This is a genomic window from Iningainema tapete BLCC-T55, from assembly GCF_014698965.1.
In the GTDB taxonomy this organism is placed as follows: domain Bacteria; phylum Cyanobacteriota; class Cyanobacteriia; order Cyanobacteriales; family Nostocaceae; genus Iningainema; species Iningainema tapete.
In genome coordinates this window covers 130,745-154,636 of record NZ_JACXAE010000086.1, presented here as the reverse complement: position 1 = coordinate 154,636, position 23,892 = coordinate 130,745, and the positions used below count along the sequence as shown (strand labels likewise).

Annotated in this window: 22 protein-coding genes, 1 tRNA gene and 1 pseudogene; 7 read left to right on the top strand and 17 right to left on the bottom strand. The window is 41.2% G+C overall.

Annotated elements, in window-relative coordinates; translation table 11 throughout:
- The first annotated feature begins 764 nt into the window (after nucleotides 1–764).
- Nucleotides 765–1,784, top strand: a complete 1,020-nt coding sequence (locus ICL16_RS28675) for a hypothetical protein (protein WP_190834975.1) — start codon at nucleotides 765–767, stop codon at nucleotides 1,782–1,784.
- Here ICL16_RS28675 and ICL16_RS47430 read toward each other — a convergent pair.
- The 7 genes from ICL16_RS47430 to ICL16_RS28645 all read right to left on the bottom strand — a co-directional run bounded on the left by ICL16_RS47430 (nucleotide 1,687) and on the right by ICL16_RS28645 (nucleotide 5,969).
- The gene (locus ICL16_RS47430) at nucleotides 1,687–2,046 is read right to left on the bottom strand and encodes a DnaJ domain-containing protein (protein ID WP_337907140.1); all 360 of its coding nucleotides are present in this window, start codon (nucleotides 2,044–2,046) and stop codon (nucleotides 1,687–1,689) included. The genes ICL16_RS28675 and ICL16_RS47430 overlap by 98 nt on opposite strands.
- Nucleotides 1,965–3,443 (bottom strand): beta-propeller domain-containing protein, encoded by a 1,479-nt coding sequence (locus ICL16_RS46140; RefSeq protein WP_337907139.1) that lies wholly within the window; start codon nucleotides 3,441–3,443, stop codon nucleotides 1,965–1,967. Before ICL16_RS46140 ends, ICL16_RS47430 begins: the two co-directional genes overlap by 82 nt.
- 228 nt (nucleotides 3,444–3,671) lie before the next feature.
- Nucleotides 3,672–3,875: a type II toxin-antitoxin system HicB family antitoxin gene (locus tag ICL16_RS28665; protein WP_190834973.1), complete on the bottom strand. Its 204-nt coding sequence runs from the start codon at nucleotides 3,873–3,875 to the stop codon at nucleotides 3,672–3,674.
- A 293-nt stretch (nucleotides 3,876–4,168) separates the two neighbouring features.
- Nucleotides 4,169–4,393: a type II toxin-antitoxin system HicA family toxin gene (locus tag ICL16_RS28660; RefSeq protein WP_190834970.1), complete on the bottom strand. Its 225-nt coding sequence runs from the start codon at nucleotides 4,391–4,393 to the stop codon at nucleotides 4,169–4,171.
- Nucleotides 4,390–4,605 (bottom strand): type II toxin-antitoxin system HicB family antitoxin, encoded by a 216-nt coding sequence (locus tag ICL16_RS28655; RefSeq protein WP_190834968.1) that lies wholly within the window; start codon nucleotides 4,603–4,605, stop codon nucleotides 4,390–4,392. Before ICL16_RS28655 ends, ICL16_RS28660 begins: the two co-directional genes overlap by 4 nt.
- 144 nt (nucleotides 4,606–4,749) lie before the next feature.
- Nucleotides 4,750–5,367, bottom strand: a complete 618-nt coding sequence (locus tag ICL16_RS28650; RefSeq protein ID WP_190834965.1) for a Uma2 family endonuclease — start codon at nucleotides 5,365–5,367, stop codon at nucleotides 4,750–4,752.
- A 35-nt stretch (nucleotides 5,368–5,402) separates the two neighbouring features.
- Nucleotides 5,403–5,969, bottom strand: a complete 567-nt coding sequence (locus tag ICL16_RS28645; RefSeq protein ID WP_190834962.1) for a hypothetical protein — start codon at nucleotides 5,967–5,969, stop codon at nucleotides 5,403–5,405.
- A gap of 172 nt (nucleotides 5,970–6,141) precedes the next feature.
- Between ICL16_RS28645 and ICL16_RS28640 the strand changes: the two genes are divergently transcribed.
- The 3 genes from ICL16_RS28640 (at nucleotide 6,142) to ICL16_RS28630 (ending at nucleotide 10,718) form a co-directional block, all read left to right on the top strand.
- Nucleotides 6,142–7,335, top strand: coding sequence for a Coenzyme F420 hydrogenase/dehydrogenase, beta subunit C-terminal domain (locus tag ICL16_RS28640; protein ID WP_190834960.1), 1,194 nt, complete (start codon nucleotides 6,142–6,144; stop codon nucleotides 7,333–7,335).
- Nucleotides 7,336–7,637: 302 nt separating this feature from the next.
- Nucleotides 7,638–8,990, top strand: a complete 1,353-nt coding sequence (locus ICL16_RS28635) for an alkaline phosphatase PhoX (protein WP_190834957.1) — start codon at nucleotides 7,638–7,640, stop codon at nucleotides 8,988–8,990.
- Nucleotides 8,991–9,083: 93 nt separating this feature from the next.
- Complete coding sequence (locus ICL16_RS28630) at nucleotides 9,084–10,718, top strand: TAXI family TRAP transporter solute-binding subunit (RefSeq protein WP_190834955.1); 1,635 nt, start codon at nucleotides 9,084–9,086, stop codon at nucleotides 10,716–10,718.
- Here the strand turns inward: ICL16_RS28630 and ICL16_RS28625 are convergent.
- Genes ICL16_RS28625 through ICL16_RS28615 form a run of 3 tightly spaced genes read right to left on the bottom strand, consistent with a single transcriptional unit; the run spans nucleotide 10,715 to nucleotide 14,197 of the window.
- Nucleotides 10,715–12,289 (bottom strand): class I SAM-dependent DNA methyltransferase, encoded by a 1,575-nt coding sequence (locus ICL16_RS28625; protein ID WP_190834953.1) that lies wholly within the window; start codon nucleotides 12,287–12,289, stop codon nucleotides 10,715–10,717. The genes ICL16_RS28630 and ICL16_RS28625 overlap by 4 nt on opposite strands.
- Nucleotides 12,290–12,294: 5 nt before the next feature.
- A complete protein-coding gene (locus ICL16_RS28620) occupies nucleotides 12,295–12,924 on the bottom strand; it encodes a restriction endonuclease subunit S (RefSeq protein WP_190834951.1) in 630 nt (209 codons plus the stop codon).
- A 43-nt stretch (nucleotides 12,925–12,967) separates the two neighbouring features.
- Nucleotides 12,968–14,197 carry a methionine gamma-lyase family protein gene (locus tag ICL16_RS28615; RefSeq protein WP_190834949.1) on the bottom strand — a complete coding sequence of 410 codons (1,230 nt, stop codon included), beginning with the start codon at nucleotides 14,195–14,197 and terminating at the stop codon, nucleotides 12,968–12,970.
- Between the two features lie 83 nt (nucleotides 14,198–14,280).
- Here ICL16_RS28615 and ICL16_RS28610 point away from each other — a divergent pair, with 83 nt between their 5' ends.
- The gene (locus ICL16_RS28610; RefSeq protein ID WP_190834946.1) at nucleotides 14,281–15,096 is read left to right on the top strand and encodes an acyl-CoA desaturase; all 816 of its coding nucleotides are present in this window, start codon (nucleotides 14,281–14,283) and stop codon (nucleotides 15,094–15,096) included.
- A gap of 212 nt (nucleotides 15,097–15,308) precedes the next feature.
- Complete coding sequence (locus tag ICL16_RS28605; RefSeq protein WP_190834944.1) at nucleotides 15,309–16,361, top strand: fatty acid desaturase; 1,053 nt, start codon at nucleotides 15,309–15,311, stop codon at nucleotides 16,359–16,361.
- Nucleotides 16,362–16,444: 83 nt separating this feature from the next.
- On the opposite strand, the gene ICL16_RS28600 is transcribed toward ICL16_RS28605, so the two are convergent.
- The 5 genes from ICL16_RS28600 to psbZ all read right to left on the bottom strand — a co-directional run bounded on the left by ICL16_RS28600 (nucleotide 16,445) and on the right by psbZ (nucleotide 19,380).
- Entirely contained in the window at nucleotides 16,445–17,716 is a 1,272-nt protein-coding gene (locus ICL16_RS28600) for a glutamate-5-semialdehyde dehydrogenase (RefSeq protein ID WP_420485312.1), read from the bottom strand.
- The gene (locus ICL16_RS28595; RefSeq protein ID WP_190835169.1) at nucleotides 17,716–18,123 is read right to left on the bottom strand and encodes a hypothetical protein; all 408 of its coding nucleotides are present in this window, start codon (nucleotides 18,121–18,123) and stop codon (nucleotides 17,716–17,718) included. Before ICL16_RS28595 ends, ICL16_RS28600 begins: the two co-directional genes overlap by 1 nt.
- 128 nt (nucleotides 18,124–18,251) lie before the next feature.
- A tRNA-Gly gene (locus ICL16_RS28590) sits at nucleotides 18,252–18,323 on the bottom strand.
- Nucleotides 18,324–18,430: 107 nt separating this feature from the next.
- Nucleotides 18,431–19,003, bottom strand: a complete 573-nt coding sequence (gene ribH, locus ICL16_RS28585) for a 6,7-dimethyl-8-ribityllumazine synthase (protein ID WP_190834941.1) — start codon at nucleotides 19,001–19,003, stop codon at nucleotides 18,431–18,433.
- 188 nt (nucleotides 19,004–19,191) lie between these two features.
- On the bottom strand, nucleotides 19,192–19,380 hold the full coding sequence (psbZ, locus tag ICL16_RS28580) for a photosystem II reaction center protein PsbZ (protein ID WP_190834939.1): 189 nt from the start codon (nucleotides 19,378–19,380) through the stop codon (nucleotides 19,192–19,194).
- 150 nt (nucleotides 19,381–19,530) lie between these two features.
- On the opposite strand from psbZ, the gene ICL16_RS28575 reads away from it, so the two are divergent.
- Nucleotides 19,531–22,245, top strand: coding sequence for a CBS domain-containing protein (locus ICL16_RS28575; protein ID WP_190834936.1), 2,715 nt, complete (start codon nucleotides 19,531–19,533; stop codon nucleotides 22,243–22,245).
- A gap of 140 nt (nucleotides 22,246–22,385) precedes the next feature.
- Here ICL16_RS28575 and ICL16_RS46135 read toward each other — a convergent pair.
- Together ICL16_RS46135 and ICL16_RS28570 are read right to left on the bottom strand one after the other, a co-directional pair.
- Nucleotides 22,386–22,487: pseudogene (locus ICL16_RS46135) on the bottom strand (Uma2 family endonuclease); the annotation flags it as partial.
- A gap of 78 nt (nucleotides 22,488–22,565) precedes the next feature.
- Nucleotides 22,566–23,885 (bottom strand): dihydroorotase, encoded by a 1,320-nt coding sequence (locus ICL16_RS28570; protein ID WP_190834927.1) that lies wholly within the window; start codon nucleotides 23,883–23,885, stop codon nucleotides 22,566–22,568.
- Nucleotides 23,886–23,892: the final 7 nt, after the last annotated feature.

The window sequence follows — 23,892 nt, the reverse complement described above, 5'->3', positions numbered from 1 at the left end:
ATTTACAGATCGACTAGCACATCATGGCGGAAACGAAGCTGCCATTCAAAATGGCGCAAAAGTTGATATATGGTAAGTATTTTGACTTTTGACTTCCGCACAGCGGTGCTAGCCGTCACTACAAATATAAATAATTTACTTGTAGTCTTCTGTGTACAAAACTACAACTAGGATAAATGGAAAAGTGAGGTGTGTAAGTGTAAGCACTCCAATGAGAAAAACATAGGACACAATCAAATTATGTGCCAAGCACACTATTGCTGTTACGCCTGCAATTGAGAAATTATTTATTTCTTTAGCATTTTGTTACTTATGATACAGCAAATCTTTATTTATATAGTAACTGGATTTAACAACTCTTGGTACGTAAGAATCAGTAAAATATTCCGGAATATTTTTAAAGTTTGTGTAAATTAAACCATAGAACTATCTTAAGTAATATTGTAATAAATACCGTAAACCTTTATGATGTAGAGCCACCTAAGAAAGGAGAACACACTTTCAAGATGTTCGATTGTGTCAGGGTCAACAGATTTTAGCCTTCATGGGTGGGTATTTATCCTGAAGTGTAAAAATTGCTATCATATTTTAAAATAGTTTAAAAAAAATATTCACTTAACAAAAATTAGCAATTGCCATTAAGCTAAGCAAGTTAATTATATATAGCGGTAGGATAAAAGTAAACAATTTTTTCGTAGCACACCACATATCACAATCTAGGTGCGTCAATTAATTAAATTCATAAAAAATAACAAAGGAAAATTATGCTTAAGACCTCTGTAGAGGTTAAAACACCATCAGTGCAACGCTTACTCAACCTTTGGGCGCAGCGTTACTTAACTGAATTATCCTCAGTATCCCAGAATGATTCCGCGAAATATAGTTCAATGCTTGCTGCGGCATCACCAGAAGGTCGAGCCGCAACAGTAGCCAAATTGAAGGATAACATACTAGATGTTAACTGCCAAATGGCATGGATACAAACAAAAACTCTGTACGGGTATATTCCTAATATTCTAGATCTAAATGAGGCAAGGCGAATAACTCAATTCTCGTTACGAGTGTATCGAAAGCTACTGGAAATTTATCAGCAACAATCAGTTTTGGGCATACCCGCAGTAGAGGAGCTAGCATACGGGCTAGAACCAATCTTAATGATATTTCAAGAGCAGCACATAGTTTCTAAGGACTGGCGTGCTCTTGGCTTTATGACAACCCAGTTAAATTTTAGCAACAGCTTAATTTTGAGAAAACTTGCACCTGCAGAAAAAGTACTGCTTGCTCCTTATTTACAGTTTGTCGAAGAGCAAGTAGCTATGCCTTGGCAGCGAGTTTGTGCTGCTGCGGCAAAATACGAGCTAGATTCGCCAGTATTTATTCTTGTAGAGCAAATGTTATCTGCTGTAGGAGAGATTGCTCAGGCTGCTTACCAGCGACTTGTTGAATTGTTCCCTCATCATCGCAGTCGTCGGGGAGGGTTAAACGATTTGAGCATAACACACTCTTGCCTGCGTGATTTGGTGATGTTTCAAGCTTATATACTGTTATGTTTTTTGGAGGAGAGTTTGACTCCAATTGAGGTGGAACTGCTTCCTTTATGTGTGATGGTGGTGGAAGGTGTGGATATTAAATGGGAAATGACGGAAAAATGGTGTCAGGTATTGGCTTGGGAGATAGAGATTCGTCTTAATCCGGAGCAGAGTTCTTTGTTGCTACCTTATGTTCACCAAATGCAGCAGCTATTTTTTGCACATCGTGAGCGGTTGGGTTTTCAGGATTGTTGAAATCGGGGTGGTAGTGCCTTGCTAATCTACGGTAAGCAAGCTTGATATTATTGGGATAATCGTCCTTCTCTACGCCTAAAACTTCCCACCATTCTCCAGATAGTATGGGTTCGAGTGTTGATTTATTGATGCCTTGTATTTTATGCCAAATTTTGATTGTACCGCCTTTACCTCCACTTACTAGGGTTTTGCCATGAGGACTAAAGGCAACGGGACTACTTCCTGGAGGGTTTGTAGTAGTTTTCTCTGGTGTAAATTCCACATGATGATGCCGTCTGTGCTGCTACTGGCGAGGGTTTTTCCATCAGGGCTAATAGCAAGGGATAAAACCGCTGCTGAATGTTCAGTTACAGTGTGGAGTAATTCGCCAGTTTGAAGATTCCATAGTTTGATGGTGGTATCTGTACTTCCACTAATGAGAGTTTGTCCATCAGGCGTGATGGCAACTGTATTAACTGCTCCGGAATGTCCGGTAAGAATACGAAGTTGATTCCCAGTTTTTAAATCCCAATGTCTGATAGTTTGATCGCCACTTCCACTTATTAGGGTTTTGCTATCAGGACTAAAAGCAACAGATAAAACGGCGTCTGAATGTCCATTCAAAGTACGTTTTACGAATCGTGTGTAGCGTCCCCAAAGTTTAATCGTCTTGTCGGCACTTCCACTGGCAACAATTTTACCATCAGGACTGAAGACAACACAGTAAACAAAGCCATTATGGCTGTAAGGATAATTTAAGTATAATAAGGTATTTAAAAACGCTTTTGTATCTAGTTTCCAACTAGTGATTTTACGGTCTACACTCCCACTAGCAATCACTTGACTGTCTGGGCTGATGGCAACTGACAAAACAGCTTCTTCGCAGGCAAAGGTGTAAAGCGATTTTCCTGTTTTTAAGTCCCATAGATTAACAGTTCTGTCATCACTGCCGCTAACAAGGGTATTACCTTGAGGATTGATGGCGATCGCATTAACTCCTGCCAAATGTCCTTTGAGAGTATGTACACATTTCCAACTTTCAGTTGGCTCTTTTGTGAGGGATACTACTTCTGCTTCGATATTTGGAGCGGGAGGGGTAACAGATTCTTTATGTAATTGAGCCTTGAGTGCCTGTAACTCATCTTCTATTTCCAAAGCCGCAAATTTTTGGTTGAGATCTTCGCCTGATAAAAGTAACTCTAATTCAATGATTGCTGAAGAATAAGCTTCCATCTGCAAGACTTTTTCTTCCATCCGATCAAAAATCTGTGCTGGAGTTTCTCTAGTTCCAGATTCATCTAGCAGTTTGGCAATACCATAGGAGGCTAATCCAACCACTGCACCAAAGGCGGCCATCGGTGCTGTACCAATACCAACAGCCAGTCCTATTTTTGGTACGACTAATCCCATACCGCCAACGACGCTAGAAACACTAGCACCGCCTACTGCCCCAATTCCTATTGCACCGAAAGCTACAGCATCTCCTTCTCCTATTGCCTTAAAAGCACCAAACACAGCAGCACCAGCAACAGCACCCACACCGACTACAGGAGCCGTGCCAATTCCGACTGCTCCAAATCCTCCGGCTAATCCCATTCCGCCTACCGTTGCGGAAACACCAGCGCCTGCTACGCTTCCTGTGGCAATAAATGCTGCACCTGTTGTAAACTTTTGTGTCACTTGTTCTGGTTTCGGGTAGTTTACATTAAAGAAGATTATGTATACTTTAAACGCAATGAACTGTTACTGCTCAGTACGAATCCACGGAATTTTTGTCAATCCTTTTAAAGTTTATTTAAAGTGCAGCCTTGAGTTATCTTATTAACGAACTGCCCTTGCTGTTATGGCGTGGAAATTTAAGAGAAATGAACCGCTAAGACGCAAAGGACGCGAAGTAAGTCAACTGAGTCATGCTGCAGCAAATGAAACACTTACTAATGGTGCTACTTCCCCATGTTCAAGTTTATCCGCAAGTACCCGCAAAGCTAATACTTGGACTCTGGCAACCGCTTCTTCCCGTGTTTGTCCGTAAGCCAGTACACTTAGAAAATCAATCACTTCAGCCAAAAAGCGACCATCGTCTTCTTGTTCAATTTCTATAGTGAAGTTCATAATCTGTGAATAGGTGGGTTGGGGAGCCAGTTTTACTATTAATTTTGTTGTGATTGGCGTTGTAGTTCGCTGATGAGAACTTGGCAGCGATGACTAGCATCACGGGCTTGCCGCATTAAGTTTATACTTTGCTCGCGATCAGAGGAAGCAATTTCTGCAGCTTGGTGGCTGTATTCGGCTGCTTGTTTGCCCAGCTCTTTTATATGGTTTTTTAGTTGTTCGATTGTTTTTATTACTCCTATTAAATTTTGTATAAAGTAAAGCCTTGGGCTATTCCCGCAAGGTTGAATGTATCATAATAATGTCCTGAACTCATCGCGGCTAATCTGGCAATCACGGAGTATCTGTGATATTAAACCAGGACCTATTGTTTCACCTGAGTGTACGGGTACAACAGTCCGCCGACCATCACTATGTATGAGAAAATGGTGACTGCCGCGTACTCTTGCCACTTCAAAACCAGCTTTGCTTAAAGCAGCTATTACTTCTCTTCCGGTTAAACTTGGCAGTTTGGTCATACTTCAACTGCAACTCTCTGGACACCGATAAATTCGAGTGCTTCAGCGTTACCTTCCTCAACTTCTATACAAAGCGCAATTGCTTCTTGAATGCGCTCTATCAGTTCATCAAGAGACTTAGCTTGCGTATGACATCCGGGAAGACTAGGGACAGAAGCGACAAAGTAACCTTCTGAATCTCGCTCAATAATTACGTTGAATTGTCGGATCATCTTAAGATTGGTATTTTGTAAAGATGTGTAATTTTATAATAACGAATTAATGCTCCCACTCCTACTTTTGTAGAGTTGTTAACAGTGGATATTTAAGAGAAATGAACCGCTAAGACGCAAAGGACGCGAAGTAATTATACTAAATTATGCTGCATCAAAAATCTGTTGAGCGGTTAAGGTAAGTTCAGGAAATGTTGGCGACTGGATGCGATCGTCACCGCGAAACTTACTTACCCGATATTCACCTTCCTCTAAAGAACAAACCAAAATAGTAGGTTGTTTGGGGTTGCCAATAAACTCTCTACCACCCAAAGCTAGGTAATCCACCATCCAATATTCAGGGATTCCCATCGTTTCATAGTCTGCATATTTTTTGAGATAATCATCACGCCAATTGGTACTAACTACTTCAATCGCTAATACTATTGATGCTGCCTGAGTAATTACTGATTCCCGCTCCCAAATTGGTTCATTGACAAGATTAGAATCATTTAATAGCAACACATCTGGTGAGTAACCTGATTGATTCTCTGATGGTTTGACTATGACAGTTTTTGGTACGAAATAAGGTAGATTTAACCTGTCAACTTCTACATTTAGCTTTTTGACTAAAAAGCCAATAACTTTTTCATGTCCTCCTTTTGGTAAAGGCATTTCAACAATTACTCCATCATGTAGTTCATAACGCCGTTCCGAATCCGGATACCAAGCAATGAATTCATCAAAGGTTACTAATTTATTTTTAGGTAAAGCTTGAGTCATGGTTAATTACCTCAACTTAAATCCTTTGTACTAGACTACTCACTCATTCTGCGACGAATGAAACACTTACTAGTTGTAGTAGTAGGTTGGGTTGAGGCACCGAAACCCAACCATTTATCCATTTTTTGTTGGGTTTCCCCACGGTAAACCCAACCTACCATAACTTTTATAATTACATTATTCTGACTTTGCCTGACTTTGCTGAAGAGCTTGCCACGCGCTGTATCCAAAATATCCCACTGCTGCTGTTGCGGCGACGGAAGTACTACCGGTGCGGCTGCTGCCACTGCTGGTGCTGCTACTGCTGCTAAAGGAGCAACCACTGTCATAGCTGCTTCTCCAATTGCCGCGATTTCACTCACTCCAGCAACTGTAGCTACAGTGCCACCACCTCCGGTAGCAACAAGCGTTACTGCACTGCCCGAAGCTACGCCCGCAGCAAATGCCGCCATGTTTCCACAGTCTGACTCACACTTAACAATCACGAAATCATTATCTGCCCTAGCTGGGGCGGGTAAAATCGTTATTGCGCTAGTAACCAGCAGCAGTGTAACTAGGCACATTGAAATTAGTCTTTTGGCATTTTGAAATATACTTTGCATAGAACTTCCTCGTGTATAAAAGTAATCCAGACTTGAGATTACATACAAAGTATCCTACGTAAACTGGTTACAGCATCGTAACAATCAATGAATTCTTGCTTTCTACTCTTAAATTTTGTGTAAAGTGAAGCTTTGGATATCTTATTTTCTTAGTTAACAAACTCTCCTTAATATGACCTCGGTTTCTCCTCACAAAAAAGCTAAAGCTCTTAAACCCGGTAGCCCTCGCCCCGCTAAGGAACTTTGTAGCGAGTGTGGGCTATGTGATACATATTATGTTCATTATGTCAAGGATGCTTGTGCTTTTCTTAATCAGCAGATAGATAATCTTGAGGAACAAGCGCACACGCGATCGCGCAATCTTGACAACAATAATGAACTTTACTTTGGTGTTCATCAAGACATGATGGCGGCGCGGAAAGTAGAGCCAATTCCTGGGGCGCAGTGGACGGGTATTGTTAGTAGTATTGCGATTGAAATGCTCAACAGGGGAATGGTTGAAGGTGTTGTCTGTGTACAAAACACTAAAGAAGACCGTTTTCAACCGATGCCAATTATCGCTCGTACGACCGAGGAAATACTAGCTGCTAAGGTAAATAAACCTACACTATCACCTAACCTTTCTGTGTTGGAACAAGTGGAAAAATCGGGGATGAAGCGGTTACTGGTAATTGGTGTTGGTTGTCAAATTCAGGCATTACGAGCTGTAGAAAAACAACTAGGTTTAGAAAAGTTATATGTATTGGGTACGCCTTGTGTAGATAATGTTAATCGTGCCGGATTGCAAAAATTTCTCGAAACCACTAGCTCTTCGCCTGATACAGTTGTACATTACGAATTCATGCAAGACTTTCGCGTTCACTTCAAACATGAAGATGGCTCAACAGAAACTGTACCTTTTTTTGGATTAAAAACAAACCAATTAAAAGATGTGTTTGCCTCTTCTTGTATGAGTTGCTTTGACTATGTAAATTCCTTAGCGGATTTAGTAGTCGGTTACATGGGCGCACCTTTTGGTTGGCAGTGGATTGTGGTAAGAAATGAAACAGGTAACTCAATGTTGGAATTGGTGAAAGATCAACTAGAAACTCAGCCAGTGATGTCCAAAGGCGATCGCACTTCAGCAGTTCAACAAAGCATCCCCGCTTATGATAAAGGAGTCACCCTTCCCATGTGGGCAGCAAAATTAATGGGTGTGGTGATTGAAAAAATTGGTCCTAAAGGTTTAGAATACGCTCGTTTCTCAATTGATTCCCACTTCACGCGCAATTACTTGTATGTAAAACGCAATCATCCAGAGAAATTAGTGGCGCACGTTCCTGAGTTTGCCAAGCGTATCGTTGGGCAATATAAATTGCCAGAATAGCTATTGAGATCCCCGACAACTCTTACGAAGTCGGGGATCTTAGGATGCTAAAACGTTAATTGAAAATAGTTTTTATTTTTGAGCGCACACAAGCAGAAATATATATTTACATTTATTTATATAATCACAATTAATCGTGAGTTTAACTAAGCTTAACTTTAGCAATATATTCTAACTACTTGGGTAGATGCATTAACAAAAAAATTATGCATTAAAAATTGGCAAATAAATATGTTGGTTTAGCCCAATATTTGCCGTATCTACTCCTATTTAGATCTGAATTAAAGAGAAGAGAGAACACTGTGGTATCAAGAAGAAAATTTTTTACTCTTGCAGGTTCAACTGCGGCAACTCTTGTTGTAGCAAATGGCTTAAAAGGTCTTCATGCCAGAGCGCAAGGAACACAACTAACAACTGAGGGTTATGGTCCACTGATACCAGATCCTAATGGCTTACTAGATTTACCAGCTGGGTTCCGATACAAAACTTTTTCCAACACAGGCGATTTGATGAGTGATGGCAACCGGGTACCGGGCGCTCACGATGGAATGGCTACTTTTGCTGGACCAAATCGCACCACTATTCTAGTCCGTAACCACGAACTCAGCCCAAACTCATCTACAGAAGTTATCGGCAATAGATATGACGAGTTTTGTAAGGGTGGTACAACAACATTAGTCGTCAACTCAAATCGCGAACTCGTCAGAGATTATGCTTCATTAGCAGGAACTGTCCGCAACTGCGCTGGTGGTGCAACTCCTTGGGGTTCTTGGATTAGTTGTGAAGAAAACACCTTTACTCCACAAACAAATCCAGAACTAATCGAACAACCAGCAAATTCTGGTATTTTAGTCCCTAACCCAAATAGAGTTTCCAAGCGCCACGGTTATAATTTTGAAGTTCCAGCGCTACGTAGACCCAAAAAGGGTACTGTAGATCCTGTACCTCTGGTAGAAATGGGTCGTTTTAACCACGAAGCTATTGCTGTAGATCCTAGAACAGGAATTGTCTATCAAACAGAAGATGCAGGAGACAGCCTATTCTATCGTTTCATCCCCAAAAGACGAGGCGTATTAGAGGAAGGTGGTGTTCTTGAGGCTCTAGTGATTAAAGGTATACCTCAAGCCAACACCAAGACTAACTTCCCTCCAGATGCAAAACAAGTCGAGTGGGTTCGCATTGAAGATTACGATCCTGCTCAAGACACTGTACGTAGAGAAGGTTTTGCTAAGGGGGCAGCACAGTTTGCTCGTGGTGAAGGAATATGGTACGGCAACGGAGAGTTTTACTTCTGCTGTACAAGTGGTGGAGCTAACAGTGGTGGTCAAGTTTGGCGTTACACTCCTGGTAGAAACGCAGCAGACGGTGGCACAATTCAACTATTTGTGGAGCCAAATGATAAGAGCATACTAGATATGCCAGATAACATAGTTGTAGCTCCCTTTGGCGACCTTATCCTTTGTGAAGATGGTGATGGCGATAATTTCCTGGTTGGGGTGACTCCTCAAGGAGAACTTTACCAGTTTGCTCGTAACGCTCTTAATGATAATGAGTTTGCTGGTGCTTGTTTCTCTCCAGATGGTGAAACATTGTTTGTCAATATCCAAACTCCTGGAATCACTTTTGCCATTTGGGGACCTTGGGATAGGGCTTAGAAGTTTACTTAGCTAGGAATTCTGGAATATGTCACCTCAGTTTGTAGTTATAAATGAGCTAAAGCCTACAACAGCAATACATCATTTGCGGATATGGCAGCATTAAAAATTTCTACAACCAAATTCCTAGCTTTTTTTCGCACTCTTGACCCGCTATCTAAGTTTATTTTTATCAGTTTAGGATTCACAAGTATTAGTTTAGCTTTACTAATTATCTCAAATATTGTTATACGTGTCACAGGACCTGAACTGATTTTGGCAGCAGGAGACAAAGAAGGGGAAAGTTATATCATTAGTGAAGCTATTAAAAAAGTTGTTGAACAAAAATCGAATATTAAGATTAAAGTTGAACCAACTGGTGGCACAGCAGAAAACATCCAAAAGTTAGAACAGGGTGAGGTGGCTCTAGCAACTGCTCAAGCAGATGTTTTAGCTGAAGAAATGGATGTAATATCTCCTAGAAAATATAATTCACAACAACCCATAAAAGCTGCACCACAAACAGTTGCTGTATTGTACAAAGATTTGTTTCAGTTAGTGGTAAGAGACGCTAATATTAAACAATTTGTTCAACTTAAAGGTAAGAATATTGCTTTACCTACTCAGGGAGGGCAGTATAAATCTTTCCAAAAAGTAGCAGAACATTATGGTTTAGTAAGAGAAGATAAAAAGACTCTAGACCTTACAGTTACAGGAGCTAATAATGGTAGTTATAATGACAGCCAAGCAGAACAAGATTTTCAATTAGGAATTGCTGATGCTTTGTTCCGCGTCCGCGCTTTAGGAAATAGAGGTATTTCTACACTTGTACAAGAAAAAGATGGAAGATTAGTGGCGATCGCACAGGCAGAAGCGATGAAAGTCAAGCATCCTGCCTTTGAACGTGCCATCATTCCCGAAGGAACTTATAGGGGCGCTCAACCAGTACCCGAAAGAGACTTGTCAACAGTAGCAGTGTCAAGGTTGTTGGTAGCAAGTGACAAGGTAGATAAAGGTGTGATTCAAGAAATCACTAGCATTATTTTTGAAAATCGTCAAGAAATAGCTAAAGCTATCTCTAATCAGCATCCGGAAGTTAAACCTTTAGTTGCCAGCATTAGTCAACCAAGTAGTAATACTAGCGCTAGTGGAATTCCACCAATTCACCCAGGAGCGATCGCCTACTACGATCAAGACAAACCCTCTTTTATCCAACAAAATGCTGACTTTTTAGCTCTAATACTCACAGTTATCCTGCTGATAGTTTCCTGGATTCGGCAATTTAGATTATGGGTAGCAAATAGTAGAAAAGAAAATGCTGATACCTATATTAATGCAGCGATTAACTTAATGACAGGACAGCGACAAAACCTTGATTCTAGACAACTTGCACTTGATATAGTTTTCACAGATGCGGCTAGTGCTTTAGTTAAAGAGAGAATTTCTCAAGAATCATTCCGAACCTTCAACGAAGCTTACAAAACTACGCGAGAGGCGATAGAGAGAGAAAGGCAACTTGAACAGCAAAAAATAGAGCAGGAGCAAAAAGTTCTTTCCGCTGATTATATTAATGAAGTAGTTACATTACTGCAAACGTCTAAGCACAACAAAGATTTACTTTTACAACAATTAGATAGAGTTCTCCAAAAAGTAGCAAAAGACTTAATAGATAAAAAGATATCACAAGAGTCATTCCGAACTTTTATCGAAGCTTATAAAACTACAAGAGACGCGATTGAAAGAAATTAGTCGTCAGAATAACGATTTCTCACAAATGCTAGAGCTTCCATTACTTCAGAACCTTTAGCTTCTATCAAGTGTAATAACTCTTCTTTTGTCTGACTATCTTCTTTCACAAAAATATTTGGGTTTACTGCCATGAGATTATAGCCGTTGGACTCTATTACTTGACGAGATACAGTCCAACTACGTGAACAAGTATTAGTGCTATCACTCAACTCACTTTTACTTTGCTTAGCTAGCAAATTAAAAAACTCTTCAAATTTATCTAATGTTAAAGGACTTTTCTTGCTAATTTTAATGTCTGACAAATCGTAATACCAAATATTCTCTGTTGGTTTACCTTTAGTAAAAAACAACAAGTTAGTTTTCAAGCTTGTACCTACGTTTACGAAAACGCCCACGGGTAAACTCACCACACACCATAAGTTACATTCTGTAAGTAGCTTACGCTTTGTCTGAACAAATGATAATTCATTTGTCCGAAATAAAACACCTTCATCAAGCACAATACCGCAACGTCCACCAGGTTTAAGGCTATTAATTATATGTTGCAAGAATAACACTTGAGTTGAGCTTGTTTTAAAAGCAAAATTGTTTTGAACTTCTTTTCCTTCCTTGCCACCAAAAGGAGGATTAGTAAGAATAACATCAAAGCAGTTTGGAGCATTTTTATATAGCTCGTCATAAAATACTTGTTTTGCCAGGGTGTTACCATGCCATATGTGAGGTTCATTAATTCCATGTAGTAGCAAATTTGCTAAAGCGATTGGGTAAATAAGATTTTCTTTTTCTCTACCATAAAAGGTATGATGCTTGAGTACTTCAAGTTGCTGAACAGAAACATTTTTTCCCAAAGATTCACGAATATATTCATAAGATTGTGCTAAAAAACCCCCAGTTCCACAACAAGGATCGTAAACTGTCTCACCCAGACGCGGTGCAACAACATTTACCATGACGCGGACAATCTCACGCGGAGTAAAAAACTGTCCACCGTCGTTCGACTTTTCTCCCATTTTCAGCAACAATCCTTCATATACTTGGGATATGGGAAATATATGAGTAAAGTCTACATTTTCATGACTAATTTTGTGGATTTTATCTATTACTTCCAATAAGTTATTTTCAGTATCAAGACGTACTTTCTCTACGCCAGAAATAATTTCAGCAATTACTTTTTGACGATGTGAAGATAAAGGCTGATCTTTTAAAGATTTGAGATATGGAATCAGTTCTTTATTAACAAAGCTGAGAAATTCTCCACCCCGGCTCATTTGTAACTCTATTCGTTTCCATCCATTGGGTGCTGCCCATTGATGCCAACGGTATGGTGATATTAATGAAGGTATAAATTGACTTCCTATGATTGCTGCTTTTGCTTCAATAGCCTCCTGTTCATCGAGAATACGCAGAAAAAACAACCAAGTTAATTCTGGAATATACTGCATTGCACCAGCACAGTTTGAGCGCCGCATAATGTCACATATACTCTTAATCGCTCCGTTAAGTGACTGAGGAGTTTTAAAAATCTTACTATTTTTAGTCTCTTTTATTTGATACTCATGAAGCCTACTCATTTAGCTTATTCAATCATTAAAGGAAAATCCGTTCGCAAACGTACTAATAGTTTGTCGATTAATGTCAATTGTTCAAGACAAGCCTTTTTGGCATGTTCAATACTGTTCATTTGCTCATCCATCGCATCTGCTAACTTTTCTTGTTGCTCGATTAAATTTGGGACAGGAACCTGCAAAAGTAGTAACTTGTCAATATTAGCGCGTGGCATTCGAGAACCAGTTGTTTCCTTCATAGCAAATTCTACAGTTTCAGGTCGTCTAAGTAACCAAGCTAAATAACGTCTGGAAACATTTGGATTAGGCAGAAGAGGAATAAGTTCTGTGGTGCAACGACCACAAAAATCTGGTAGGGCAACTTTATTTAAATAAGGACGCAATTTGCCATAAAGAATGTGACTGTTGTTAAAAGCAAATGTTGTACTTTTGCCTTCATCTTCTACCAAAGTAGATGAAGTTCGCAGAATTCGACCTGTTTGACTTTCAATATGTTCCATACTTAAGTATGGCAAACTAATGCTGGCGTGAGAACCAGGTTGGATAATTTTTCGGTCTTGGACGCACAATTGATTTAATCGTACCCAAGACCAATTTTGCGGAAGTTCAGTATAAGAAATGCTGATTTTTTGTAGATTCATTTGGTTAACCAGATTATTTCTTTCCTGACTTCCAAGATAAACCTCAAATCGGTCCTACGGCTTCTATGGCAGCTTCTAAAGCGATCGCCACATGTGTCCAATGAGTTCCGCCTTGGCAGTAAACTACATAAGGTTCACGTAAAGGACCATCAGCAGAGAATTCTAAGGTACTTCCTTCGATAAATGTTCCTCCTGCCATGACTACATCGCTCTCATATCCAGGCATTTGGGCAGGTTCGGGGTTAATGTAAGAACCGATGGGAGAATTTTGTTGTATGGCTTGACAAAAGGCAATTAGCTTTTGTGCTGAACCGAGTTTAATTGCTTGAATTACGTCCCGACGTGGGGCGAGTGGTGCTGGGTTGACTGGGTAACCTAGTTTGTCAAATACATAACCAGTAAGGTGAGTGCCTTTCATTGCTTCTCCTACCATTTGGGGTGCGAGAAATAGCCCTTGGAATAGTAGGCGGTTTTGGTCAAATGTAGCACCTCCATAACTACCGATACCAGGTGCTGTGAGGCGACAAGCTGCTGCTTCTACTAAATCTTCCCGACCTGCTACGTAACCACCTGCGGTAACAATAGTGCCACCGGGGTTTTTAATTAATGACCCGGCGATTAAATCAGCACCTACGTGGGTGGGTTCTTGGGTTTCGATGAATTCGCCGTAGCAGTTATCGACAAAGCAAATGGTGTTGGGGTTTTGTTGTTTTACCGAGTGGACGATTTTTTCAATATCGGTTATTGATAGGCTAGGACGCCAAGAATAGCCACAGGAGCGTTGTATCAATACTAACCTAGTGTTGTCTTCCACCGCGTGGCTTAAAGCTTGCCAATCCACAGTTCCTTCTGGGGTAAGATCTAATTGTCGATAGTGGATGCCAAACTCAAGAAGTGAGCCTTGACCGGACGATCGCAAACCGATGACTTCTTCGAGGGTATCGTAGGGTGCACCTGCCACTGCTAACATTTGATCGCCAGGACGGAGGACTCCAAATAAGGCACATGCGATCGCGTGGGTTCCAGAAACGAATTGTATCCGTACAACTGCTGCCTGGGCACCCATTACAGAGGCAAAAACTTTATCCAATGTTTCTCGCCCTAGATCATCGTGACCGTATCCGCTGACACCAGCAAAATGATGTGCGCCTACACGCTGATTGCGAAAGGCTTTCAAAACTCTTTGAAGATTTTGCTTGACCTGAGCGTCAATTCCAGAAAAAATCTGTAACAGTGCCTGTTCTGCTTCTTGCAGCTGTTCAAAGCTGTTCATTTGTTCCTCGTTCACAAAAATATACATTTGCGGATTTATGGATCACGCAGATTAGGCTGAACAATTCCTATTCAGGTTACTGCATGACAATTGCTACTTCAACCAAACTTCAAATTCATTGGGTTAATACCATTTTTTTCGTGATTTTGCATGCCGGAGCGTTAATGGCACTGCTGCCCAGCAATTTTAGCTGGAAAGCTGTGGGTGTGGCTTTGTTTCTTTATTGGGTTACAGGCGGCTTAGGTATTACCTTGGGATTTCACCGCCTTGTCACTCACCGCAGTTTCACCGCGCCCAAGTGGCTAGAGTATTTCCTGATCTTTTGCGGAACTCTAGCTAGCCAGGGAGGGGTAATTGAGTGGGTAGGAACACATCGTATACACCATTTGCATTCTGATCAAAATTTTGACCCCCATGATTCAAATAAAGGTTTCTGGTGGAGCCACATGGGTTGGCTGATTTATCATAGAGAAGATGAATTAGAAATTCCACGTTTCACTAAAGACATTGCCGATGACAAAGTTTATCAGTTTTTAGACAAAAACATGATATTCATTCAGTTTGCTCTAAGTGTATTACTTTTGCTCTTAGGCGGCTGGTCGTTTGTAGTTTGGGGGATTTTTGTTCGGATCGTCTTTGTGTGGCACTGTACCTGGTTAGTAAATAGCGCTACCCATAAATATGGATACCGCAGTCACGAATCTGGCGATAAGTCAACTAACTGCTGGTGGGTAGCTCTACTAGTCTTTGGTGAAGGCTGGCATAATAATCACCATGCCTATCAGTACTCGGCTCGTCACGGGTTGAAATGGTGGGAATTCGATTTAACTTGGATCACAATTCGATTGCTACAAACTCTTGGTTTGGCTACAAATGTGAAACTAGCACCAGAAAAGTAGTAAGCTGTAGTCTACTTAGCAAATGGAAGGTAGGGGGATAGCAATGCTAGTTCTCCTACTATTTCCAGGATTTTTCCTAAATTTCCTGTTATATAGCACCAATGAGGCTATATTTATTGCTATAATCCGAAACGCCAATGTTAAGAAACTTTGCGGAAATTCACTGATTGATTTGGTGAAACGCTAGTGAAGTTTAGGTTTATCAGGTATTCATGACTACATCAACAATCAACAGCCAAGAACCAGTTTATGACTTTAGTAATTCGGATTTAAAACTGAAAGATATAGTCAAAACCCTACCAAAAGAATGTTTCCAAAAAAACCAACTCAAAGCTTGGACAGGAGTAGTAGCTAATGTTTTGATGGTTGGTCTGGGTTACGCTGGGATAATATTCGCTCCTTGGTTTCTTTTGCCCATAGCGTGGATTTTTACAGGTACTGCATTGACTGGTTTTTTTGTAATCGGTCATGATTGTGGTCATCGTTCTTTTGCTAAGCGTCGCTGGGTTAACGATTTAGTTGGGCATTTATTTATGATGCCCTTGATTTACCCTTTCCACGCTTGGCGCATTCAGCATAATTACCACCATACTCATACCAATAAGCTTGATGAGGACAATGCTTGGCATCCGATTCGACCCCACGTGTTTGAAAGTTGGGGTAAAATCGGACGCTGGAGTTTCGAGAAGTTCACACGCAACCGCTTATGGTGGGTAGGTTCTATTGGTCATTGGGCAGTTTTACACTTTGATTGGACTAAATTTCGCACCAAAGATCAATCAAGTGTCAAGCTTTCTGTGGCTGTGGTAGTACTTTTTGCTCTCGTCGCTTTCCCAACTTTAATCGCCACAACTGGTGTCTGGGGATTTGTGAAATTTTGGTTCATCCCGTGGATGGGTTATCATTTTTGGATGAGTACCTTTACACTTGTTCACCACACTGTTCCAGAAATTCCCTTTGTTGCAGAAACGGAGTGGAATGCGGCAAAAGCGCAGCTATCTGGTACAGTTCATTGCATTTATCCTCGCTGGATTGAGTTTCTGTGCCACGATATCAATGTTCATGTCCCTCACCACATTTCCACTGCGATTCCTTCTTACAATTTGCGGTTAGCTCATCGTAGTTTGCAAGAAAATTGGGGATCATATTTGTATGAATGCCAGTTTTCATGGTCTTTAATGAAGTACATTACAGACCAATGTCACCTGTACAATCCTCTTAAAGGGTATTTATCTTTTAAGGAATACTACCAAAATGGGAAATAGTCAGAGCTAATTGATAAATGCTAATTGCTAATTGCTCATGGCGCTGTTATTTCTTACCATTAGCGATTAGCGATTAGCATTTATTAAAATCGCCCATTTCCCTGAACGATATGCTTGACGGTAGTGAGACTTTCTAAGCTAATCAATCCACGGCGATGTCCTTTTTGGTTAGACATACCTAAAAATACTGAATCTCCCCGCGATAGTTGGCGGCAAAAACGTGGAGAAGCGTTGATATAGGTAGAAGCGCTATTCACTCCTAAAGCAAACTGCCGACTTTCCTGGTAAGATTCAGTGACAATGCAGTCGGCATGACCACTACTGTACTGATTAATCCAAGCGATCGCTGCTTCTAAGCTATCGACTAGTTTAAAAGCTACTGTTTTATTTAAGTAAGCGCTGCCCCATTCGCCTTCTTTTGCTAACTGTAACTGGGGAAATGTTTCTACTAGTTCTGCATCTGCTTTAATATCAAAGCCTTTTTCCCTTAAGCTGTTCCACAGTACTGACAAGGACGATGGCAAAGTTTGGCGATGAATTAGTACTTTTTCAATCGCATTAACTGGATCTGGCTCACTTTGATGACTATCGAAAATCATCCAGCGTACCATTTCTAGGCTACCATTGGGCGACCAATAGAGGTAACAGTTACCGATTGCTGACTTTAAAACAGGAACTGTTGATTGGCGGACTACTTGTTGTACTAAGCTAGCTCTCCCATAGGGAATGACTAAATTTAAGTACTGCTCTTGTGTGACTAAATCCCGAATCGAAGTTCCATGTTCTGCCGCAATAAATTCTATACTACCTGTTGGTAAACCTGCTTCCGCCACAGCCGCTTGTAAAACATTCGCTATGACTAAGTTAGAATTACTCGCTTCGGTGCTACCCTTGAGAATTAGACTATTACCTGTTTTAATACATAATCCGGCGGCGATCGCTGCTATTTCAGGAAATGCTTCATAAATAAAAGCAATTACTCCTAAAGGCATTAATTGGGAGTATGTCTGAGAGTCTTCTAGTTGGTAGTCTGCGTGTCTTACCCGCCGCAAAGGATCTGATAATTCGCCTAACCTTTGGAGAATTTCTACTGTAGTTTCTAGTCTTTGTGGTGTTAGTTTGAGCCAATCCACAATCAACTCTGGCACAGCCATTTCCCGACTAACTTCTAGATCCAAGGTATTTGCTTCTAGAATGTCATCAAATGATTGTTGGAGCGACTGTGCCATTGCCCACACCGCCCTACTACGATCTACTCCTTTGGTTATCCCTAGCTTGAGAGAAGCCTGATAAGCGCGTTTGGCACTTATCACATGTTCAGGGCAATCATCAATAGCATCCACACTCAGCCTCATTAACGTCTGTAAGTAAGCCAGACCATCAGCGCTGGCAGGATCGCTAATAGCACTGCCACCATTGCCCAAGCAATAATGCTAGAACCACTTGCTAAACGCAGTGCTAATGGCAACCATATTATCATTAGCACGAAAATAATCCCTAGCGCTACTGGCAAATAACTTTCTCCCATTTTCGGATGAGCTACTTGCCATGAAGTTCCACTCCACCGCCAAGCTCTTTTATATGGGTAGGTGGTGGATAGCTGCTCTAGAGCATAACCATTATCTTCGACTACAAATATTTGCTGACAGCGATCGCAGCCAAATGCTTCTGTTAGTGTAATCGGAATTAACTGTCCCCGCCGACGACAAGGACACGGATACTCGCTATTGAAGTCAATTTTTTCCACTTTTTGAGGTTGCACAAGCGGTACTGTAACTTGGGCGCGTTTATCTAATAATTTGCTATATGACCTACCATCATTACATCCAGTGTAGTACATTCTACCTGCGTTGATTTGTACACACTTATCATCTTATTTACTTTTTCTTAAGCGGGTAACGCGATTCGAACGCGCGACATTCACCTTGGCAAGGTGACGCTCTACCACTGAGCTATACCCGCAAATCTCATTACAAACTATCATGTCATACTCCTTTGTGATTGTCAAGAGGTAATTTTAAATTTGGGCATGGGGCAGCCCATTGCCCCATACCCTATTCCCAACTCAATTAGAGATGTTCTGACTCAGTAGTAAAATTGCCTACGCCAGCACTTTTGAGCGAAGCTGGCAATTGAGCATTGGCTGCATATGGCTCAGCGAGGTTAGAACGTAATTTCCGCATCAGAGTACCCATTTCTATAGCACTCATAGCATAGTCCCAACCATGATTACTTTTAATCCCTGCTCGTTCTAAAGCCTGCTGCATAGTATCAGTTGTCAAAATGCCAAATATCACGGGTACGCCAGTTTGGAATGCTGCTGCGGCAATACCCTTAGCTACCTCAGAAGATACAAAATCAAAATGAGGTGTTTGTCCCCGAATCACAGCACCCACACAAATAATCGCATCGTAGCGATGAGACAGTGCCAGTTGACGAGCTACCACAGGCACTTCAAAACTACCGGGAACCCAGATATAGTCTACTTGAGAGCCTTGGGGATCGATATCAACACCGTGGCGTTTCAAGCAATCTTGACAGCCCTCCAGTAATTTATTAGTCACAAGGTCATTGAATCGACCAATAACCAACGCAAACCGTAAAGGTTGTGTCTCAGTAAAAGTTCCCTCGAAAACTGCCATGACTGCCTCTAAATCAACTATACTTATTGAAAATATACATTTCCTTTGGCAAAAATTCAGGATGACAAACAAAAAGACGCGGATTGATTTGCATAGTCGCGGTTTTTTGTCAATATTTTCCCGCATCAATGCTTCAAGTAAGTCTCCGCGTCTTCCATTATGTAAGAGTGGTTTTTTAAAGTAGTTGCCTAAACTACGAAAAAGTTTAATGCACCAACTAAAAATACTAATGCAAACCAAACACCGGAACCAATCCAAAGAAGTCTTTTCGACTCATTCCAATTTTGGGGAGTGGCGTATGCAACAGGAACCCCTATTACCAAAGCAAAAGACACAAAAACCAAAGCTACTAATGCAATTTGGAATATAACAGACATTTTTCCCTTCTCCCAAAACAGCAAGATACTATAGTTACAATGTTCAACAGGGCAACGTTTATAGTTTTTCCTTAATTGTAAACTAGCAGAAATTGCTACATTTTATTCATTTACTTGTACAGACGTTCCGACGGAACGTCTCTACGTCTTATGGATCTAATTCTTTGCCACACAACAGCGGATTTTGACGCACTAGGAGCTGCGGTAGGACTAACACGCTTGCTACCGGGAAGTAAAATTGTCTTACCAGGTGGAGTTCACCCAGTTGTCAAAGATTTTTTGGCGTTGTATCGTGATGAGTATCCGTTAATTGAACGGCGTGCAGTTAATCCGGAAACAATTCGTTCCTTAGTAGTGGTAGATTTGCAAGATCGTACTCGCTTGGGCAAAGCTGCTGAGTGGTTAGATTTACCCGATATTCAGGAAATTATAGTTTATGACCATCACTTAGAACAAGTTGGGGATATTGAAGCGACACAATTACATTTAGAGCAAGTGGGCGCTACGACGACTTTAATCGCCGAGCAATTACAACAAAAGCAAATTTCCCTGACAAAAGCCGAAGCAACCGTAATGGCTTTGGGTATTCACTTTGATACGGGTTCCCTTACCTTTAGTTGTGCTACACCACGAGATGCTTTAGCTTTGGCTTGGTTGATGCAACAAGGAGCAAGTTTACAGATTGTTAACCAGTACCTCGATCCTGGTTTGTCTCCTCAATTACAAGAGTTATTAAAGCTAGCACTGGAAGAATTAAAGTCACAAGAAATACATGGATATAAAATAGCTTGGGTAAATTTACAGTCAGATAATTTTGTACCTGGTTTATCAAGTCTGGCTTCACAGCTAATGGATTTAACTGAGATTGATAGTCTACTACTAGCACATGAATATGGTGTAGAAGATAACATATCTAGTTTGACACTAATTGGGCGATCGCACATCCCCAATCTTAATCTCCACAAATTATTTCAACCTTTAGGTGGTGGCGGACATTCTCAAGCAGTATCTTTAAACTTACGTGGAGTAGATACCCAAGCCATCTTACAACAACTCCTAGACGGGATAAACGCCACAATACCCCATCCACCTACCGCCAGAGATTTGATGTCATCCCCAGTACGTACTATCCGTCCAGAAACTACAATTGCCGAAGCACAACGCATTTTGTTACGCTACGGACACTCTGGCTTATCTGTAGTCGAAGCAACTGGGCAACTAGTAGGTATCATTTCTCGCCGAGACATTGATATTGCTTTACACCACGGCTTCAGTCATGCGCCAGTCAAAGGTTACATGACAGTGAATATGAAGACAATTACCCCAGATACCACACTGCCAGAAATCGAGTCGCTCATGGTAACATATGATATCGGGCGGCTACCAGTAATAGAAAACGAGCAGTTAGTAGGAATTGTCACCCGTACAGATGTATTGCGGGAATTACATCAACGCAGTGACGGTAGAGACGCCCCGGCGGGGCGTCTCAAAACCAAGACAGCACAAGGAAATATTAACATCCCACAATTGCGATCGCGTCTTGCACCTCAATTATGGAAATTACTAAATTTAGCTTCTGTGGAAGCCGAAAAAAGAGGTTGGCATCTTTATCTTGTTGGCGGAGGAGTACGAGACTTACTACTCGCCCAGACAACTGGTAACTTAATGATTCAAGATATTGACTTGGTTGTAGATGGTTTTCACTCTTCAGCAGATGTAGGTGCAGGAGTTGAATTAGCAAAAGCACTACAGCAAATGTATCCCCAAGCACGTTTAGAAATTCATGGAGCATTTCAAACAGCCGCTTTGCTATGGCACAACGATCCAGAATTAGAATCTTTATGGGTTGATATTGCCACCGCTAGGACAGAATTCTATCCTTACCCAGCAGCAAACCCTGAAGTAGAAGCAAGCTCCATTCGTCAAGACTTATATCGTCGAGACTTTACCATCAACGCAATGGCATTGCGACTAACATCTCCCCATGCAGGTAAATTACTAGATTTCTTTGGTGGATTAGTTGATTTACAGGCGAAACAAGTTCGAGTATTGCACGCGAACAGCTTCATTGAAGATCCTACCCGCATTTATCGTGGTGTACGCTTTGCTGTGCGATTGGGATTTAAATTAGAAGCACAAACACAAGAATATATTCAATATGCCATCAACAGCGGCGTTTATGATCGCACCGCCAAAGAAAATAGCAAAACACCCGCCCTACAAACTCGACTCAAGGCAGAATTAAAACACATCCTCGAAGCCCGCTATTGGAAACCAGCTTTGCAGTTACTATCCGACTTAGGCGCATTACAATGTATCCATCCTACCCTTGAACTAGATCAAGAACTATTACGACAACTAAATTTATTAGAACGTTGTTTGCGACGATTTGATCGAGAGCAAACCCTCATCCACTGGCAAATGCGCTTAGAAGCTTTAATTGCTCACTTACAACCACAATACCGAGGGCAAGTAGCAAAAAACCTGCAATTACCTGATGACAGTATCAATTATTTAGATAACTTAGCCACAGCACAAACAGAAATCACCGAATCTTTAACCAACAGCCATCGCCCCAGTCAAGTAGTACAAATGTTGCGCAGCTACGACTTACCCACACTGATTATTATCGCCGTACAATCCCAACGACATCTCAGACGTAAAATTTGGCAATATCTCACCCTATGGCGTAATATTCAACCCATTCTCAACGGCAACGATTTGAGAAAACTAGGCTACAAACCAGGACCGCAATATCGTTTAATATTAGATGACATACTAGCCGCTACCCTAGATGGAGTGATTAGCGATCGCTCAGAGGCAGAAAAGTTTTTAACAAAACATTATCCTTTAGATCACAAGTAAGTAACAAAGTACAAATAAAAGTTTGTAGTAAGCGCTTAAGCGCTTAAAATCCTTGCTTTGAGCGCTGTAGACGCGGAGCGGCTTCTCGAAGAGTAGCGCTCACTACGAACATAAATGTGTATTTTATTTACATACCACATTTACAAAGCCGAATCAAAAATTTGTTGTGCGGTAAGATTCCAATTGGGGAAAGTGGGAGAGACGATGAGGTTATTGCCCGTGAACTTAGTTACTTGGTACTCTGTCTTCTCTGTGTTCTCTGCGTCTGGTGCGGTTCATATATAACTATTGTAGAGACGTTCCATGGAACGTCTCTACAACTAACCAAACGTCAAAGCTTGTCCCCTTACTTCAGTATTTACCTTACCTTTATCGTAAACAATTTGACCTCCAACAATAGTTGTCACCGCCCATCCTGTGAGATTCCAACCTTCAAAAGGACTCCAACGACACTTAGTTAAAAGTTCCTCACGTAAAACTGGGCGGTAGGTATTCAAATCTACCAGAACTAAATCAGCATCATAACCGCGAGCAATTACCCCCTTATTTGGAATACCATAAGCCTTAGCCACAGCAGTTGACATCCAGTTAACCACTTGAGCAACAGTACATTTTCCCTGCATTGCTCCTGTTAACATTAGTGGTAGAGAAGTTTCCACCCCAGGCATTCCGGAAGGACTATTCGGGTATTGTTGAGCTTTTTCCTCTAAAGTATGGGGTGCGTGATCTGTAGCGATAAAATCGATTATACCATCACGCAACGCTTGCCAAAGGACTTCGTTATCATGTGGCGATCGCAATGGCGGATTCATCTGCGCCAAAGTACCAATTTTTTCATAAGCGCTGGTATTCAACCACAAATGTTGTGGAGTAACTTCTGCTGTCACCCAACTTGGTTTATCTTCTCGCAACAACTCTGCTTCCTCTGCCGTTGACATATGTAGAATATGTAAACGACGTTGGTATTTACGCGAAAGCTTTAATGCCAGCTTCGTTGCTAACAGTGCTGCTAAATTATCTTGTATTTGGGAATGAACTGCTACGTCGTGAATTCCGGCAAATTCTTGGCGTCTGGTGTTGATTCTTGCTTGATCTTCTGCGTGTACGGCGATGAGACGAGATCCTTGAGCAAATATCGGTTCTAATGCTGTTTCAGTGTCAACTAGTAGCTGACCGTGCATCGACCCCATGAAGATTTTAATTCCTGGCGTCGGTTTTGCCAAGAGTAAATCTGGTAAATCTTCTGGTGTTGCCCCAATAAAAAAGCCATAATTGACCACGCACTTTTGGGCTGCTCGTTGTAACTTGTCATCTAGAGCTTGTTGAGTAGTTGTGAGGGGGCGAGTGTTGGGCATTTCTAGGAATGAAGTTACGCCGCCTTTGGCACAAGCACAACTAGCGGTAAACAAGTCTTCTTTGTGTTCTAGCCCTGGTTCTCTAAAGTGTACTTGAGGGTCGATTACTCCTGGCAACAAAGTTAACCCTTGTGCGTCAATTTCTTTAGTGGGGGTGGCATTAGAGATTTCTGGTGCGACTTCTACTATAGTGCGATCGCGCGTTAGTACATCCCTAATCATTAATTCCCCATTAGGTAAAATAGTCTGAGCGCGACGAATCAATAAACTTGTTAATTCTGACATGGTGTCA

Coding starts and splice junctions, on each gene's coding strand:
- ICL16_RS28640 (WP_190834960.1), top strand. CDS start 6,142: ATGACCTCGGTTTCTCCTCACAAAAAAGCTAAAGCTCTTAAACCCGGT.
- ICL16_RS28650 (WP_190834965.1), bottom strand. CDS start 5,367: ATGACTCAAGCTTTACCTAAAAATAAATTAGTAACCTTTGATGAATTC.
- ICL16_RS28655 (WP_190834968.1), bottom strand. CDS start 4,605: ATGATCCGACAATTCAACGTAATTATTGAGCGAGATTCAGAAGGTTAC.
- ICL16_RS28675 (WP_190834975.1), top strand. CDS start 765: ATGCTTAAGACCTCTGTAGAGGTTAAAACACCATCAGTGCAACGCTTA.
- ICL16_RS28665 (WP_190834973.1), bottom strand. CDS start 3,875: ATGAACTTCACTATAGAAATTGAACAAGAAGACGATGGTCGCTTTTTG.
- ICL16_RS28575 (WP_190834936.1), top strand. CDS start 19,531: ATGGATCTAATTCTTTGCCACACAACAGCGGATTTTGACGCACTAGGA.
- ICL16_RS28615 (WP_190834949.1), bottom strand. CDS start 14,197: ATGAACAGCTTTGAACAGCTGCAAGAAGCAGAACAGGCACTGTTACAG.
- psbZ (WP_190834939.1), bottom strand. CDS start 19,380: ATGTCTGTTATATTCCAAATTGCATTAGTAGCTTTGGTTTTTGTGTCT.
- ICL16_RS28620 (WP_190834951.1), bottom strand. CDS start 12,924: ATGAATCTACAAAAAATCAGCATTTCTTATACTGAACTTCCGCAAAAT.
- ICL16_RS28605 (WP_190834944.1), top strand. CDS start 15,309: ATGACTACATCAACAATCAACAGCCAAGAACCAGTTTATGACTTTAGT.
- ICL16_RS28610 (WP_190834946.1), top strand. CDS start 14,281: ATGACAATTGCTACTTCAACCAAACTTCAAATTCATTGGGTTAATACC.
- ICL16_RS28600 (WP_420485312.1), bottom strand. CDS start 17,716: ATGAGGCTGAGTGTGGATGCTATTGATGATTGCCCTGAACATGTGATA.
- ICL16_RS28645 (WP_190834962.1), bottom strand. CDS start 5,969: ATGCAAAGTATATTTCAAAATGCCAAAAGACTAATTTCAATGTGCCTA.
- ribH (WP_190834941.1), bottom strand. CDS start 19,003: ATGGCAGTTTTCGAGGGAACTTTTACTGAGACACAACCTTTACGGTTT.
- ICL16_RS28570 (WP_190834927.1), bottom strand. CDS start 23,885: ATGTCAGAATTAACAAGTTTATTGATTCGTCGCGCTCAGACTATTTTA.
- ICL16_RS28625 (WP_190834953.1), bottom strand. CDS start 12,289: ATGAGTAGGCTTCATGAGTATCAAATAAAAGAGACTAAAAATAGTAAG.
- ICL16_RS28630 (WP_190834955.1), top strand. CDS start 9,084: ATGGCAGCATTAAAAATTTCTACAACCAAATTCCTAGCTTTTTTTCGC.
- ICL16_RS28660 (WP_190834970.1), bottom strand. CDS start 4,393: ATGACCAAACTGCCAAGTTTAACCGGAAGAGAAGTAATAGCTGCTTTA.